General features: G+C 74.3%; 14 protein-coding genes. 10 read left to right on the top strand and 4 right to left on the bottom strand.

Features of this window, described 5'->3' with window-relative positions; all coding sequences use genetic code 11:
* Positions 1-113: 113 nt before the first annotated feature.
* The 4 genes from AB0K51_RS25170 (at position 114) to AB0K51_RS25155 (ending at position 2,880) form a co-directional block, all read left to right on the top strand.
* Entirely contained in the window at positions 114-356 is a 243-nt protein-coding gene (locus tag AB0K51_RS25170; RefSeq protein ID WP_363459253.1) for a DUF397 domain-containing protein, read from the top strand.
* 748 nt (positions 357-1,104) lie between these two features.
* Positions 1,105-1,599, top strand: a complete 495-nt coding sequence (locus tag AB0K51_RS25165; RefSeq protein WP_363459252.1) for a hypothetical protein — start codon at positions 1,105-1,107, stop codon at positions 1,597-1,599.
* A 5-nt stretch (positions 1,600-1,604) separates the two neighbouring features.
* Positions 1,605-1,682, top strand: coding sequence for a putative leader peptide (locus AB0K51_RS25160; protein WP_363459285.1), 78 nt, complete (start codon positions 1,605-1,607; stop codon positions 1,680-1,682).
* 49 nt (positions 1,683-1,731) lie between these two features.
* Positions 1,732-2,880: an acyl-CoA dehydrogenase family protein gene (locus AB0K51_RS25155; RefSeq protein WP_363459250.1), complete on the top strand. Its 1,149-nt coding sequence runs from the start codon at positions 1,732-1,734 to the stop codon at positions 2,878-2,880.
* Positions 2,881-2,913: 33 nt separating this feature from the next.
* On the opposite strand, the gene AB0K51_RS25150 is transcribed toward AB0K51_RS25155, so the two are convergent.
* Positions 2,914-4,080 (bottom strand): aminoglycoside phosphotransferase family protein, encoded by a 1,167-nt coding sequence (locus AB0K51_RS25150; RefSeq protein ID WP_363459248.1) that lies wholly within the window; start codon positions 4,078-4,080, stop codon positions 2,914-2,916.
* A 414-nt stretch (positions 4,081-4,494) separates the two neighbouring features.
* On the opposite strand from AB0K51_RS25150, the gene AB0K51_RS25145 reads away from it, so the two are divergent.
* The 4 genes from AB0K51_RS25145 to AB0K51_RS25130 all read left to right on the top strand — a co-directional run bounded on the left by AB0K51_RS25145 (position 4,495) and on the right by AB0K51_RS25130 (position 9,046).
* Positions 4,495-5,976: a hypothetical protein gene (locus AB0K51_RS25145; RefSeq protein WP_363459246.1), complete on the top strand. Its 1,482-nt coding sequence runs from the start codon at positions 4,495-4,497 to the stop codon at positions 5,974-5,976.
* A 320-nt stretch (positions 5,977-6,296) separates the two neighbouring features.
* Positions 6,297-7,724 carry a HEAT repeat domain-containing protein gene (locus AB0K51_RS25140; protein WP_363459244.1) on the top strand — a complete coding sequence of 476 codons (1,428 nt, stop codon included), beginning with the start codon at positions 6,297-6,299 and terminating at the stop codon, positions 7,722-7,724.
* Positions 7,725-7,734: 10 nt separating this feature from the next.
* Positions 7,735-8,484: a DUF1775 domain-containing protein gene (locus AB0K51_RS25135; protein ID WP_363459243.1), complete on the top strand. Its 750-nt coding sequence runs from the start codon at positions 7,735-7,737 to the stop codon at positions 8,482-8,484.
* 64 nt (positions 8,485-8,548) lie between these two features.
* Positions 8,549-9,046, top strand: coding sequence for a YfbM family protein (locus AB0K51_RS25130; RefSeq protein ID WP_363459241.1), 498 nt, complete (start codon positions 8,549-8,551; stop codon positions 9,044-9,046).
* Between the two features lie 44 nt (positions 9,047-9,090).
* On the opposite strand, the gene AB0K51_RS25125 is transcribed toward AB0K51_RS25130, so the two are convergent.
* Both AB0K51_RS25125 and AB0K51_RS25120 read right to left on the bottom strand, forming a co-directional pair.
* Complete coding sequence (locus tag AB0K51_RS25125) at positions 9,091-9,543, bottom strand: VOC family protein (protein WP_363459239.1); 453 nt, start codon at positions 9,541-9,543, stop codon at positions 9,091-9,093.
* A gap of 148 nt (positions 9,544-9,691) precedes the next feature.
* Complete coding sequence (locus AB0K51_RS25120; RefSeq protein ID WP_363459284.1) at positions 9,692-10,534, bottom strand: undecaprenyl-diphosphate phosphatase; 843 nt, start codon at positions 10,532-10,534, stop codon at positions 9,692-9,694.
* A 262-nt stretch (positions 10,535-10,796) separates the two neighbouring features.
* Here AB0K51_RS25120 and AB0K51_RS25115 point away from each other — a divergent pair, with 262 nt between their 5' ends.
* Positions 10,797-12,044, top strand: coding sequence for an acyl-CoA thioesterase/bile acid-CoA:amino acid N-acyltransferase family protein (locus tag AB0K51_RS25115; RefSeq protein WP_363459237.1), 1,248 nt, complete (start codon positions 10,797-10,799; stop codon positions 12,042-12,044).
* Positions 12,045-12,213: 169 nt separating this feature from the next.
* Here AB0K51_RS25115 and AB0K51_RS25110 read toward each other — a convergent pair whose 3' ends face one another.
* On the bottom strand, positions 12,214-12,792 hold the full coding sequence (locus AB0K51_RS25110) for a GNAT family N-acetyltransferase (RefSeq protein ID WP_363459235.1): 579 nt from the start codon (positions 12,790-12,792) through the stop codon (positions 12,214-12,216).
* 281 nt (positions 12,793-13,073) lie between these two features.
* Here AB0K51_RS25110 and AB0K51_RS25105 point away from each other — a divergent pair, with 281 nt between their 5' ends.
* Entirely contained in the window at positions 13,074-14,789 is a 1,716-nt protein-coding gene (locus tag AB0K51_RS25105) for a glycerol-3-phosphate dehydrogenase/oxidase (RefSeq protein ID WP_363459233.1), read from the top strand.
* The last annotated feature ends 69 nt before the right edge of the window (positions 14,790-14,858 follow it).

Raw genomic sequence — 14,858 nt, 5'->3', positions numbered from 1 at the left:
CGCCGCATCTGCGCCACCCCCGGGGCACACCGCGCCGGATCCGCCGATCCCGTGCCGACCCGTGGCTAGGCTGGCGTTCGAACGGGGCTGGACGATCGGGAGGAGCAGCGGCGATGACGGCCGAGACCATCGGGACCGCCGGGGCGGCGGAGCGGCGCAAGATCGAGCTGGACGTGACCGGAGCCGAGTGGCAGTCGGCCGGCGGAGCCGCCGACGGCGTGCAGATCGCCTTCGTCGAGGGCTACATCGCGATGCGGGACGGCACCGACCCGCAGGGCCCGGCGCTGATCTTCACCCCGGCCGAGTGGCGGGCGTTCGTCCTCGGTGCGCGGGACGGCGAGTTCGACCCGGTCTGACGGCCGGATCCGGCCAACCTCGGCGGCGGGACCTCCGCAGACCCGGCGGCCGCCCGCTGAACCGCAGGTGACGGCACGGCATGCACCAGGGCATGCACCGAGGTCACAAATGAATTCTGATGGGCCGAAACTTGTTGACTGTTCGACAAGGGTGACAGCACAGTATGAGCAGGCAGACGCCGTGCCGACCGCCCCCACGCGGTATCGGCACGGCGCCCGCTGTGCTGCCCGTCATCGGCGCCGACGACGAGCCCTCCCGCCCTTCGCCGCACAGGGTGCGGCAGCCGTCGCCATGGGAGCAGTGACCCTGACGGGGAGAGCTACTCCTCGCCCGGGTCGGAACCCGGATTCCGCACGCCCCCACGCGGCGGTGATCCGGGCAAGGTTCGCGAACGCGACGGCACGGGCCCCCGCGAACCTGGTCTTTGGGTTATGTGGATGTGGATGGTGCGTGGACCGCTCTAGGCTCTGCTGGTAGTCATCGGCAGGCTCCCGGAACCGTCGAACAACCATTGAAGCAGCATGTGGAGCTCGGAGTTCGCACGACCGTGTGCGCGGTGAGGGAATACGCGCAACGCACGCTGCGACAGACCGCTCCCTGTGGATCTCGCCCCGGAGCGGCCGTCGTGCTGAACCGAACGTAGCCCGGACGGTTGCTCAGAGTCAACATTGGTCCCTGAGCGTAGATCTCGGCCTGATCGCGGACCCGCCCGCCGGGCCGTGCCCGACAGGCACGTACGATGGTTCCATGTCATTTCTCCGCCGACGCTCCGGCCCGCCCGCCGGCCCGGACTTCGACGTGCTCGCGATGGACCCGGGCGACTGGCCCGGACTGTTCGGGGCCATGATGATGACCGGCTCCGACGGCTCCTGCCAGGGCATCTTCCTGCGCTACGACCTGCTCGGCGGCCGCGGCCCGGCGATGCTGATCGGCAACCTGCCGCAGGGATCGCCCGCGCGCGAGACCGAGGACGAGGTGCCCTTCGAGGTGCGCCAGCTGCTCGCGGCCCTGGAGAACGACGAGCCGGTGGAGTTCGTCTCCGCCGAGGACTTCCCGGTGATGCTCGGCGACGACCTGCTGATCGTCCGCAAGGTCAAAGTAAGCGAGGAGCGGCTCTACTGCTCCCAGTTCGGCCGCAGCGACGACGTCCAGGTCACCATCGCGTCCTGGGACCGACCGATTTCGGACGACCTCTACCAGCTTCTCAAGCCGCTTCCGGCGGAGATGTTCCAGCAGGGCTAGGCGAGATGACCCGGCCGCTGCTGACCCGTCGCCTGCACGTGGACCTGCGGCGTACCGCCGGCGCGGCCTGTCCGGGGTTCTGAGCACCCACGCCCGGACCACCCCGCCGCTCCGACCGGAGGCCAGCCCGCCATGCCGCGTCCCACCGCCCAGCGTCCCGCCGACCAGCCGACCGTTCCGCACCCGGCGGTCGAAGCCCGCGACCCGCTCGCCGAGGCGCTCGGCCGGCTGCCCCGGGTGGTCGACCTGCTCGCCGCCCGCGCCGAGGAGCACGACCGCGACGGCACCTTCCCGTACCAGGGCTTGGAGGCGGTGCACGAGGCCGGACTGCTCACCCTGACGGTCGGTCAGCGCTACGCCGGGCCCGGGGCCTCGCTCGCCGACACCGTCGCGGTGCTCGCCCGGCTCGGCCGCGGCGACGCCTCGGTCGCGCTGCTCACCGCCCTCACCCTGCTGCACCACGCCGAACAGGCCAGGACCGCGCCCTGGCCCGCCGCGCTCTACCGGCGGCTGCTCACCGAGTCCCGGCGCGGGCCCGCGCTGGTCGGCACGCTGCGCGCCGAACCCGGCCGCCCGCCCGCCGTCACCGCCCGCTGGGAGGGCACCGCCTGGCGGCTCGCCGGCCGGGCCGCGCACTGCCCCGGCGCGGAGGCGCTGGCCTGGCTCGCGGTGGAGGCCCGCACCGCCGAACAGCCCTACCGCACCGGGGTGTTCCTGGTCCGCGGGGACAGCCCCGGGCTGGAGATCGACCCCGCCGCCGACCAGCTCGGACTGCGCGCCGCGGCCGGCCACGACGTGCTGTTCGCCGACGTCCAGGTCGGCTCCGACGCAGCGTTGCGGCTCGCCGCCCCCGGCCGCGCGGACGACGAGGCCGCCCGCACCGCCCGGTGCTGGCGGCTGCTCGCGCTCTGCGCCGTCCTGCTGGGCACCGGCCGGGCCGCCCTCGACTGGGCCGCCGGACGACTGCCCGCCGCCGGGCACCGCCGCCCGCTCGGCGAACTCCACGCCCGACTGATCGGCGCCGAGGAACTCGTGCACGGCCTGGCCGCCCGGGTGGACGACGGTCCGGCCCCCGCCGAACGCGTCGCCGCCGCCCAACTACTGGTCGCCCGCACCGTCGGCGACACCGTCCAGCGGGCCCTCACGCTGACCGGCAACGCCGGGCTCAGCCGGCGCCACCCGCTGGAGCGCCACCTGCGCGACGCGCTCAGCCTGCAGGCCCACCTGCCGGCCGAGGACGCCGTGCTGGACGCCCTCGGCGGATCGCTGCCGGAGGCCTGACCCGCCGTCAACGGGCCCCGTGCCGGGCCCGGATCAGCGGGTGCCGACCGCCGCCCGCACCGCGCGGCGGGCCAGCGCCGCGTCGTCGTACAGCCGGCGGATCATGATCCGCTGCTCCTCGCCCGCTCCCGGGACGTCGTGCAGCCGGATCTCCCGCATCAGCACCAGCACCAGGTTCACCAGGAACGCGTCCCGGGCCAGGGTGCCGCCGGACTGGGCGAGTTGGCTGATCTGCCGGCGCGCCGCGGTGTCCCCGGACAGCACGCTCCACAGCACCGCCAGGTCGTAGCCCGGCAGGTACCAGCCGGCCTGCTCCCAGTCCAGCAGCACCGGGCCGGACGGCGCCAGCAGCATGTTGCCGAGCAGCGCGTCGCCGTGGCACAGCTGCCACGGCACCGAGGCGAGGCCGTGCATCAGGCCGCGCAGGTCGCCGGCGTCCCGGTCGGTGAGCAGGCCGACCGAGTGGAACCGGGCGACCTCCAACTGGTAGTCCAGCGGCTTGCCGAAGACGTCCGTCGGCGGGCGCCACAGGTTCAGGGTGCGCACCGCGCCGAGCACCGCCCGCACCTCGCCGGGGGTCGGCGCGTTCACCGGGTGCCGCTCGCGGGAGGCCGGACGGCCCGGCACCCGCTCCAGCACCAGCACGCAGCGGTCGTGGTCGGCCGCCACCAGCCGGGGCAGCCGCACCGGCGGACGGTGCCGCACGAACGCCCGGTACACCGCCACCTCGTGGTGGAAGCGCTCCACCAGCTGCTCCGCCTGCGGGCCGCGCAGCGCACCGGGGGCCAGGCACTTGGCGACCACCGGCGCGCGGCCGATGGTGCCGGCGATCAGGATGTGCCGACTTCCCTCGCGCAGCACCTGGCGCGGCAGGAAGGCGGGGCATATCCGCGCCACGTTGGCGAGCACCGCCCGGACCGCGGGGGTCTGCAGCGCCGCCGGGTCGACCCGGTCGACGAAGGAGTCGACGCCGCGCGCCGGCGCGGGGCGTCCGATGCGCCCCGCCTGCTCCGGCACCGCGCGGGTGACCAGAGTGGTGCGCCCGCGCGGGTCGCGGAGCTCGGCGGCGCGCGGGGCGGGCCGGCCGGAGCCCGCGGTCGGCGGGCGCAGGCCGGTACGGGACTGGCTGGAATGGCGTCCGGCGGCGTCGGCCCCGAGCGGGTTCGACGGGCGGGTACCGGTGCTGGCTGTGGAGTACATGGGTGGGTGAGGGTCCTTCCTGGCCGGCGGCGTGGCTGCGTGGGGCCCGGATGCTGGGGGTCGGGCCGCCGGGTGGGGCGCGAGCGCCGGGCGCGGAGCGGTTCGGCGGAGCCGTTCGCACCCTGGGGAATGCGTCCCGCTCCGACTGTCGTGCCGTGCCCGGCGCCCCCGCGCCACCCGGTCGCGCCACCCCCCGTTCCGCTCGGCCCGGACCGTCCGCTGACGGGCCGTCGGGTCGAGGTCCGGGCCGGTCGTGGACGGATCCGACGCGAAGTCGGGGTGGCGCATTCCTACCTGACACCCGGTCGGCACTGGCACACCACGTAGCGGACCCTGGCGAACCATGGCGAATGGTCGCTTGGCATGTGACAGAGCCATTAGTGTCGAATCAGCCGAGGAACCTGGGGGCTTCAGTTGAGCAAGGGGCCGAACACCAGACTGGCCGACCACTTCGCCCTGACCGGATGGTCGAAGGGCGAGCTGGCCCGGTTGGTCAACCGGCGGGGTGCGGCACTGGGCGAGCAGCAGCTGTCCACCGACACCTCCCGGGTCCGGCGCTGGATCGAGCAGGGCGAGATCCCGCGCGACCCGGTGCCGAGGGTGCTGGCCGCCGTGTTCACCGAGCGGCTCGGCCGTGTCGTCACCACCGAGGACCTAGGTCTCGAACGACACCGGCCCACCAGGTCCGGCAGCAGCACGGCTACTCCGCCGACCGACCCCTGGGCACCGGATCGGACGGCCGCGGTCCTCACCGAGTTCACGGGAATGGACCTCATGCTGAACAGACGTGGACTGGTCGGCGGCTCCGCAGCCGTCGCCGCCGGCGCCGTGATCGCCGACAACCTGCACGACTGGCTGACCGGCGGCTCCGTCGCCGAAGCCGTCGGCCGCCCCGGCCCCCGCCAGGTGATCACCCAGGGCGGCCCCCGCCCGGTGATCGACGTGTACGAGGCCGGCCCGGTCGGCAACGACGAGGTGACCGCGCTCGAACGCTCGGTCGAGGTGTTCCGCGCCTGGGACGCCTCCCGCGGCGGCGGCCTGCAGCGCAAGGCCGTGGTCGGCCAACTCAACGAGGTCGGCGGGCTCCTCACCCACGGCCACCCGCCCGCCCTGGAACGCAGACTGTGGACGGTCGCCGCCAACCTCGCGGTGCTGGCCGGCTGGATGTCCCACGACGTCGGCCTGGAACCCACCGCCCAGCGCTACTTCGTGATCGCCGCGCAGGCCGCCCGCGAGGCCGACGACCGTCCCCGGGCCGGCGAGGCGATCTCCCGCGCGGCCCGCCAGATGCTCCACCTCGGCCGCGCCGACGACGCCCTCGAACTGATGCAGCTCGCCCGCGCCAGCGCCGGCCCCGAACACGGCGCCCTGCCCCGCACCCAGGCCATGCTGCGCACCGTCGAAGCCTGGGCGCAGGCCTCGGTCGGCCGGGCCGAGGCCACCCGCCGGGTGCTCGGCGAGGCCGAGGAACTGTTCGTCCAGGACACCCAGGAGCCCACCCCGAGCTGGATGCAGCTGTTCAACGAGGCCGAGCTGCACGGCATGCAGGCGCTGGTCTACCGCACCCTCGCCGAGCACGACCCGGGCGCGGTGCCGCTCGCCACCCGGCACGCCCAACTCGCCATCCGGCTGCGGCAGAAGACCGGCCGGGAGCGCTCGGCCCTGCTCGACCGGATCACCCTCGCCTCGATCTACTGGATCTCCGGCGAACCCGACGAGGCGCAGGTCCAGGCCAAACTGGCGCTGGCCTCCATCAACGACACCTCCTCCAAGCGCACCTGGGACCGGCTGCGCGAGATGTACCGGCTCTCCGGCCGCTACCAGGGCCTGCCGGCCGTCGCCGAACTCCGTGAGCAGATCCACTCCTCGCTGCCCGGCCGGCCCGGACCGGTCTGACGCACCCCGCTCCCACGGCACGCCCCACCCGGCACCGTCTACCCGGGTCCGCGGGCCGTAACCGACATCACGCACGATTTCGGCCGATGTCAGATTCGTGAAATCCGGCCGGTCCGGGCCGTTGCGGAGTGGTTCGATCCGATACGGACGGGCCGGGCCTGGCGGGGGCCGACCGGTCATTTCCGTCGCCCTGTGTGCGGATCGTGGCCCCAGGCGGTAACCTTCGGTGATTCCGGCGCCCGGGCGCCTGAGCTGTGCCAACCGACCCCGGCGACGGAAATCCCGTTGCCACGACGACCGCCGCAACGGATGCTGACCTCATGTTCGAGCCAGTGATAGCGCCCAGCGCCAGCCTCCTCGGCCTCCTGCAGAGAGGCCGCGGAGACGGGCAGCTGCATGCGTTGGCCGCAGACCGCGACGAGGCGATCGCCGCCGTCGAGACCTGCGTGACCAACGACCCCCGCGCCGACTGGCAGGTCGAGAACCGCTCCTTGTACTACGCGCGGCTCTACATGGAGCTGGAGGCCCCCCTCACCGGCCTCGAGCTCCACCTCCACTCGATCGAGGACGCCACCGACCCCGACGAGGCCCGCACCGGCCTCGCCCTCTCCGTGCTCGGCCACCTCGCCGGGTACGGCCGCCGGGACGCCCTCGACCTGCTGCGCGGCTACACCGCCACCGGAACCAACTGGGCCTGGGCCCTCGACGAGCTCGCCCTGCGCGACGGCGACGACGCCCTGCTCGCGCTCGCCCCCGCCGTGCTCGGCCGCTTCCCGGCCACCGCCGAGGGCGACGCCGAGCTGCGCGCCGCGATCCGCTCCGCGTACGAGCCGAAGCCCTGGCGGCTGTGGGCCGCCCACCACCCCAGAGTGGCCGCCGCGAGTGAGCAGTCACCCTTCGACCTGTGGCAGCGGCAGATGAACCGCCCCGGCGTCACCCCCGGCTGGTCCACGGCCGACGTGCTCGCCTGGGCCGACCAGGGCGAGAGCCCGGAACCGGCCGCCATCGCCCGGCGGGCCGCCGCGGCCGCCCGCTGTCTGACCGCCGTGGTCCGCCCCGAGGACGGACCGCTGCTGCACCGGGCCGCCGCCGAAGGACCGGTCGGCGCCCGCTCGGCCGCCCTGCGCCACCTCGTCGAGCAACGCGACCCGGCCGCCGCCGGACTGATCGAGACGGCCGCCACCGACGTCGACCACCGGGTCGTCGACGCCGCACTGGAACTGCTCGGCCGGATGCGCGGTCCGGAGGCCCTCGCGCACGCCCGCCGCTGGGCCGACCCCGCCACCGGCGGCGCCGACAGCGCCCTCGGCGAGGCCGCGGTCCGCCTGCTCGCCGACGCCGGCGACCCCTGCGACTCCCCGCTGGTGGTCGCCGCCCTGCACCACTGGATCTCGCTGCGCGGCGTCGAGGGCGCCGGACTCGCCAGCCTGGTCGACGGCGCGGGCCGGCTGCGCGCCCACACCGCCGTCTCCGCCCTGCGGCACGTCTACGGCGAGACGGTCTCCTCCGAGCTGCGGGGCCGAGCGGCCCACGCGCTGGCCGCCACCGACCCGTACTTCGGGCAGGGCCCCGCCGTCGAATGCCTGTGGGACTGCGAGGAGTCCACCCGCGAGCTCGCCGCCACCCACGTCACCACCACGGGCGACGCCCGGGTGCTGGAGCGACTGCGCCGACTCGCCGCCGACCCGGCCGAGGAGGCCGAGGTGCATGCCGCCGTACGCGGCCGCCTGACGGCCCGTGAACGGTAGGGTTCCGCTCATGCAGCGATCCCGTGTGCTCCGTCGTGCCCTCCCGCCGGTCCTCGCCGTAGGGCTCGCCCTCGGGGCGGCCGGCACCGCCGCCGCGCACGTCGAGGTGGAGTCGACCACCGCGCAGGCGCTGGCGGTGGACGCCCAGGTGAGCTTCTCCGCCGAGGGGGAGTCCTCGTCCGCGGGGATCACCGACGTCAAGGTCGCGCTGCCCGCGGGCATCGCGCCCTCCGACGTCACCCTGGTCAAGGCGCCCACCGGCTGGACGCTCGCGGTCACCGCGGACGGCTACGCGGTGGCCGGCCCGGCCCTCGCGCCCGGGGCGAGCGCCGACTACAGCGTCAAGGTCCGCCAGCTGCCGAACGCGCAGAGCGTCGCGTTCAAGACCCTGGTCGACTACTCGGACGGGCACACCGACCGGTGGATCGAACTCCCGCAGGGCGACACCAAGCCCGAGCACCCGGCCCCGGTGCTGGCCCTCCGCCCCGCGGCGGCCGGCGCCACCCCGCTGGCCCCGGCGTCCGCCTCGCCCGCGGCCTCCGCCTCGCCGTCGGCGTCCGCGTCCGGGTCGGCCTCCGCCTCGGCCGCGCCGTCCGTCACCGCCCCGTCCAACCCGCCGTCACCGTCCCCCGCCGCCAAGGCGGATGACGGCAACGGCGGCAACACCACCGCGATCGTGCTCGGCGCCCTGGCCGGCGTCGCCGTCCTCGCCGCGCTGATCGTGCTGGCCGTACGCCGCTCCCGCCGCCCCGCGCGGTAGCCGCCGCAGGCGGACGGCGGCCGGGGACGGCCGCCGTCGGCGGGCCGTGCCAGGATGCGGGCCCGTGAGCGTGATTGGCAGCTACTTCCGGCTCAAGGCCGCCGACCTCGACCGCGCCCTCCGGGAACCCGGTTGGGCCCGGGAGTTCATGCGCGAGCAGGCCGTCGACGAGCCGCGCCGTTCGCCGTCCGAGCGACGCTTCCACGACACCGAGAAGTCCTGGGCCGCCCTCGCCCACCTGCTCGCCCTGCGCGGTCTCCCGTCCGAGATCGTGCACGGCGACCGCCCGCTGCCCGGGGACGAGGACTGGGGCTACGGCCCGCCCCGGACTCTGACTTCCGATCAGGTCGCCGCCGCAGCCGGGCAGTTGGCCGACGTCCGGTTCGCCGACCTGGCCGCCGACGTCACCCCCGCCGACCTGGCCGCCGCCGAGGTCTACCCGACCGGCCTGTGGTCCGACCCGTACGCCCTCGACTACGTCGGCGCCCACTACGGCGAACTGCTGGCGTACCTCACCCGCACCGCGCGGTACCGGCACGGGCTGCTGGTCTGGTACTCGTAGCCCCAAGGCCCCGCGCCGTGGAGGCGGACCAGGTTGACGGTGCGTCAGGCGGCGCAGAACTCGTTGCCCTCGGGGTCGCGCATCACCCACCAGTGGCCGACCGGGCCCTGGTCGTGTTCCTGGACGCGGGTGGCGCCGAGGGATTCGAGGCGGGCGACCAGGGCGTCGAGGCCCTCCTCGCCGGAGTGCACGTCGATGTGGAGGCGGTTCTTGCCCGTCTTGGACTCGGGGACGTCCTGGAAGAGGATCCGGCGGCCCTTGCCGATGTCGCTCGCCGGGTCGAACGGGTCGTCGGGGTGGCGGACGGCGGAGTAGCCGCGGAACAGCTTGCGGCCGCCGTGCTCGGTGACCGACTCGGCGGGCAGGCGGCCGGCGGCGAGCAGGGAGTCGATCAGGGCGGTGGGGTCCTCGACCCGGTAGCCGAGGGCGGCGGCCCAGAACTCGGCGATGGCCGGGGCGTTCGCGCTGTCGATGACCAGCTTCCAAGCGAGTGTCATGGCAACCGATCCAATCGGACCGCGGATCGGCTGACAATCATCCCGGCGGCCGGTGTGTCGCAGCCCGCCTTGCCTCCAGCCACGACGAAGGGGACGGGCCCCGGCCGCTGCCGGTACCCGTCCCCTTCGCCGAGGCGTTCGCGTCGCGCTAGTGCACCGCGCCCGCGTCCGGGGCGAGGACGCCCGCGGTGACCAGGCCGATGATGGTCAGGCCGAGCAGGACGCGGTAGATCACGAACGGCATGAAGCTGTTGTGCGAGATGTACTTCAGGAACCAGGCGATCGCGGCGTAGCCGACCACGAAGGCGATCAGGGTGGCCAGGATGGTCGGGCCCCAGGCGGGGGCCGGGCCCTCGCCGATCTTGAGGAGCTCCAGGCCGCCGGAGGCCAGGACGGCCGGGATGGCGAGCAGGAAGGAGTACCGGGCGGCGGCCTCGCGGCTGTAGCCGAGGAACAGGCCGGCGCTGATGGTGCCGCCCGAGCGGGAGACGCCGGGGATCAGTGCCAGCGACTGCGCGGCGCCGTAGATCAGGGCGTGCGGGAAGGTCAGCGAGCTGATCTGGCGGGCGTTGCGGACCGCGCGCGAGCGGTCGGCGACGGCGAGGATCAGACCGAAGACGATCAGCGTGGTGCCGATCAGGCGCAGGTCGCGCAGGGTGGTCTCGATGGTGTCCTGGAACAGCTTGCCGAGGATGCCGATCGGCAGGGTGCCGACGATCACGTACCAGCCGAGCTTGGCGTTCGGGTCGCCCCGCCACTCCTTGCGGAACAGCGACAGCGTCCACGCCTTGATGATCGCGCCGATGTCGCGGCGGAAGTAGATCAGCACCGCGGACTCGGTCCCCAGCTGGGTCACCGCCGTGAACGCCGCGCCCGGGTCGTCCCAGCCCATCAGGGCGGAGAACACCCGCAGGTGCGCGCTGGAGGAGACCGGCAGGAACTCGGTGAGGCCCTGCACCAGGCCGAGGACGGCCCCGTGGATCCAGTTGATCACCGGGCACCCGCCGCGGATATGGCTCGCTGGCTGCGCATCGCGTCTTTCCTGTTCGTTCGTGGGGTGGCCCGGGGTCCTCGGGGGCGCCGACCGGTCTGCCAGATGATAAAGGGTCAAGGTGTCCCCGCGTTCGCGGCAGGTCACCCGGAGGCTCGCAGCAGGTGCGAAGGTCTTCGCGCCGTACGGGAGTTCACCCTTCGGGCGGCCCTTGAGCGGCGGCCGGGGGAGGAGCAGAATGCGGGCGGACCAGGGGGGAAGCATGATCGGAACGATTCGTCGTGCCGCGGGGGCGGGCCTGGCGGCACTGCTGCTCGCGGCCTCGGCGGCCTGTACCTCGGACGGGACCGCGCACCAGGTGGTGCTCACCGTCGACAACGCCACCGCGGACAACACCACCGCGCTCGCCGACCAACGGGTGCACCTGCGGGTGACCGGGCTGAAAGCCGACCAGCCGGTGACCCTCACCGCCGAGGCGGACGACTACGGGGGCAACCGCTGGAGGTCGACCGCCGACTTCCGTGCGGACGGTGCCGGCGACGTCGACCTCGACCGCGCGGTGCCCACCGGGGGGACGTACCACCAGGCGGACGGGATGGGCCTGTTCTGGTCGATGAAGGTCGACGGGGCCGCCGGCCTGTTCCAGCCCGGCCACGTCGGCTCGACTGACACCAGCCGGATCCGGATCACCGTGCGGGTGGCCGACCGGGCGGTCGCCGACCGGACGGTGATCCGGTCCTGGGTGGGCGACGGCGTCACCGTCCGGCAGTTGACCATGGCGGCCGACAAGATGATCGGCCGGCTCTACCTGCCGCCCGCCGGGTCCGCGCCGAAGGCCCCGGTGCTCCTGCTGGGCGGCTCCGAGGGCGGGATCGGCCTCGGGCCCACGGCCGAGCTGCTCGCCGCGCACGGCCACCCGGCGCTCGCGCTCGCCTACTTCGGCCTGTCCGGCCTGCCCCCGACGCTGCAGGACGTCCCGGTCGAGTACGCGGCCGCTGCGGCCGGCCTGCTCGCCGCCCTGCCGGGCACCGACCCGTCCAAGCTCGCCGTGATCGGCTACTCGCGAGGCAGCGAACTCGCCCTGCTGACCGCCCAGAACCGGCCGGACCTGGTACACCGCGTGGTGGTGTACGCGCCGTCCGCGCAGGTCAACCCCGGGCTGGGGGGCGGGGTCGCGTGGACCCTGGGCGGTGCGCCGGTGCCCGCCGGACCCATCCCGACCGACCGGATCGGCGGCCCGCTGCTGGCTCTCGCCGGGGCGGACGACCAACTGTGGCCCTCCGAGCGATGGGCCAGGCAGCTCGGCGCGCCCAGCCCCGCCGCACCCCTCCGGCAGGTCGTCGTCTACCCGGCCGCCGGCCACTCGGTGGGCACCTACCCATACCTGCCCTCGCCCACCACGGTGACCACCATCCAGCGCCAGGTCCTTGCCCTCGGCGGTACCGACGCGGGCAACGAGGCCGCCCAGGTGGACGGCTGGGCCAAGGTCCTGGCGCTGCTGGACTCCTGACGGGCCGACGGCAGGCGGCCGGGGCGGGTGCTTCGGATGGTGCCGGGCGGTCGGCGCCGGGGCACGCTCCTCGAACGCGTCTCGTCAGTTGCCCCGGCCCCGGCCCCGGCCGCCATGGCGCTGGCGAGGCGCCCGCCGGTCCGAAGCGGTCCGACGAGACACGCCCTTGCTAGGCCCGCTCGGCGCGGGTCAGGCGGTACACCACGTCGCCGTGCTCGGTGCCGGGGATCGGGTCCGGCCAGTCGGCGAAGAAGGTGTCGACGTGGCGCAGCCCGGCGCGTTCCAGCACCCGGCGGGAGGAGGTGTTCACCGCCATGGTGGTGGCGACCACCTGCTCGGCGGCCAGCTCGTCGAAGGCGGCGGCGACCAGCGCGCGGGCGCCCTCGGTGGCGTAGCCGTGGCCCCAGGCGGCGGGCAGCAGCCGGTAGCCGAGTTCCAGCCCACCGTTCGGGCCGGTGTCCAGGCCGAGCGAGTGCGCCGGGCGCAGGGCCAGCCAGCCGAGGAACCGCCCGTCGTGCTCGGCCGCCCAACAACCCAGCCCGGCCGGCAGCTCCCCGTACTCGCGCAGGACGGCGGGCAGGACCTGCGCGGCGACCTGGTCCGCGGGCATGGGACGGCCGTCCTCCAGGTACCGCATCACCGCCGGATCGCCGCACAGCGCGGTGACGGCGGGCAGGTCGGCGGGGGTGAAGCGGCGCAGAACCAGGCGCTCGGTGCACAGCCGGAGGCCGGGGGAGAAGTCGTCCATGGATCGAGCAGAACACCCCGCGCACGCGTCCGGCAAACGGTTTCCGCATGCGCGTGGCAAGCGGTTTCCGCAGCCATCGGGCAAGCGGTTTTCCGTACCTGTGCGGCAAGCGGTTTCCGCACGCACCCGGCAGACGGTCTCCGCACCCGTCCGGGCGGCTCCGGGGCCGGCTGCGGCCGCCCGTACGGCGGTTGACACTCCGCCAGCGGTTGCCGATCATCCGTCGCCGCCATCGACTGGCAGCAGCCGCCGCGATACACCCTCACCACCGGAGCGCCGCCGTGCAGCCAGTCGCCCTCTCCCCGCAGGCCCGTCAGGACGCGCTCGACGCGCTCGGCTCCGGGCGGGAGCTGGACGTGCTGGTGGTCGGCGGCGGCGTGGTCGGCGCGGGTTGCGCGCTGGACGCGGTGACCCGCGGCCTGACGGTGGGTCTGGTGGAGAGCCGGGACTGGGCGAGCGGCACCTCCAGCCGCTCCAGCAAGCTGATCCACGGCGGCCTGCGCTACCTGGAGATGCTGGACTTCCGGCTGGTCCGGGAGGCCCTGCAGGAACGCGGCCTGCTGATCCAACGGCTCGCTCCGCACCTGGTCCGCCCCGTCCCGTTCCTCTACCCGCTGACCCGCCGCTTCGTCGAGCGCCCGTACGTGGGCGCGGGCGTGCTGCTGTACGACACCATGGGCCTCACCTCCGGCACCTCCCGCGGCCTGCCGCTCCACCGCCACCTGACCCGCCGTCAGGCTCTGCACGAGGTTCCGGCGCTGCGCCGGGACGCGCTGGTCGGCGCGGTGAAGTACTACGACGCGCAGGTGGACGACGCCCGGCACACCCTCACCGTGGTGCGCACCGCTGCCGCGTACGGGGCGCAGGTCGCCAACCGGGCCAAGGTCGCCGGGTTCCTGCGGCAGGGCGAGCGGGTCACCGGGGCGCTGGTGGTGGACCTGGAGAGCGGCCGCGAGTACCGGGTGCACGCCAAGCAGGTGATCAACGCCACCGGGGTGTGGACCGACGACACCCAGGCGCTGGCCGGCACCCGCGGCCAGTTCCACGTCCGGGCGTCCAAGGGCGTGCACATCCTGGTGCCGCGGGACCGGGTGAACGCCCGCTCCGGGCTGATCCTGCGCACCGAGAAGTCGGTGCTGTTCGTCATCCCGTGGGGCCGGCACTGGCTGATCGGCACCACCGACACCGCCTGGGACCTGGACAAGAACCACCCGGCGGTCAGCTCCCGCGACATCGACTACCTGCTCGACCACGTCAACGCGGTGCTCGCCACCCCCCTCTCCCGGGACGACGTCGAGGGCGTCTACGCCGGCCTGCGCCCGCTGCTCGCCGGGGACGCCGCCGACACCAGCAAGCTCTCCCGGGAGCACCTCGTCGGCCACCCCGTCCCCGGCCTGGTGGTGATCGCCGGCGGCAAGTACACCACCTACCGGGTGATGGCCAAGGACGCGGTCGACGAGGCGGTCCGGGTCCGCGACGGCCACCGCCCCGGACCGTCCGTCACCCACGACATCCCGCTGCTCGGCGCCGAGGGCTACCGGGCGCTGTGGAACCGCCGCGAGTCGCTGGCCGCCGAGTCCGGACTGCACGTCGCCCGGATCGAGCACTTCCTGCAGCGCTACGGCTCGCTGATCGGCGAGGTGCTCGACCTGGTCGCCGCCGACCCCGCGCTCGCCGAACCGCTGCCCGGCTCCGACGACTACCTGCTCGCCGAAGCCGTCTACGCCGTCACCCACGAGGGCGCCCGCCACCTCGACGACGTGCTCACCCGGCGCACCCGCGCCTCCATCGAGTCCTGGGACCGCGGCCTCGCCGCCGCCGACCCCGTCGCCCGCCTGATGGCCACCCCGCTCGGCTGGGACGACGAGCAGATCGCCCACGAGATCGAGCACTACCGCAAGCGCGTCGAAGCCGAACTCGAGGCCCAACGCCAGCCCGACGACGCCACCGCCGACGCCGCAAGGCTCGGCGCCCCGGACATCGTCCCCCTGCACTGACCCCCACCGGTGCCGGGAACACATCCGGGTCGGGAACACATCCGGGTCGGGAACACATCCGTCGAGCAT

The sequence above is a fragment of the Kitasatospora sp. NPDC049285 genome (genome assembly GCF_040678815.1).
GTDB lineage: Bacteria > Actinomycetota > Actinomycetes > Streptomycetales > Streptomycetaceae > Kitasatospora.
This window is presented reverse-complemented; position numbering and strand designations above follow the sequence as displayed.

What these genes read in the sequence shown, in the direction of transcription:
- AB0K51_RS25140 (WP_363459244.1), top strand. Translation starts at nt 6,297, where the DNA reads ATGTTCGAGCCAGTGATAGCGCCCAGCGCCAGCCTCCTCGGCCTCCTG.
- AB0K51_RS25170 (WP_363459253.1), top strand. Translation starts at nt 114, where the DNA reads ATGACGGCCGAGACCATCGGGACCGCCGGGGCGGCGGAGCGGCGCAAG.
- AB0K51_RS25135 (WP_363459243.1), top strand. Translation starts at nt 7,735, where the DNA reads ATGCAGCGATCCCGTGTGCTCCGTCGTGCCCTCCCGCCGGTCCTCGCC.
- AB0K51_RS25110 (WP_363459235.1), bottom strand. Translation starts at nt 12,792, where the DNA reads ATGGACGACTTCTCCCCCGGCCTCCGGCTGTGCACCGAGCGCCTGGTT.
- AB0K51_RS25150 (WP_363459248.1), bottom strand. Translation starts at nt 4,080, where the DNA reads ATGTACTCCACAGCCAGCACCGGTACCCGCCCGTCGAACCCGCTCGGG.
- AB0K51_RS25155 (WP_363459250.1), top strand. Translation starts at nt 1,732, where the DNA reads ATGCCGCGTCCCACCGCCCAGCGTCCCGCCGACCAGCCGACCGTTCCG.
- AB0K51_RS25165 (WP_363459252.1), top strand. Translation starts at nt 1,105, where the DNA reads ATGTCATTTCTCCGCCGACGCTCCGGCCCGCCCGCCGGCCCGGACTTC.
- AB0K51_RS25115 (WP_363459237.1), top strand. Translation starts at nt 10,797, where the DNA reads ATGATCGGAACGATTCGTCGTGCCGCGGGGGCGGGCCTGGCGGCACTG.
- AB0K51_RS25125 (WP_363459239.1), bottom strand. Translation starts at nt 9,543, where the DNA reads ATGACACTCGCTTGGAAGCTGGTCATCGACAGCGCGAACGCCCCGGCC.
- AB0K51_RS25160 (WP_363459285.1), top strand. Translation starts at nt 1,605, where the DNA reads ATGACCCGGCCGCTGCTGACCCGTCGCCTGCACGTGGACCTGCGGCGT.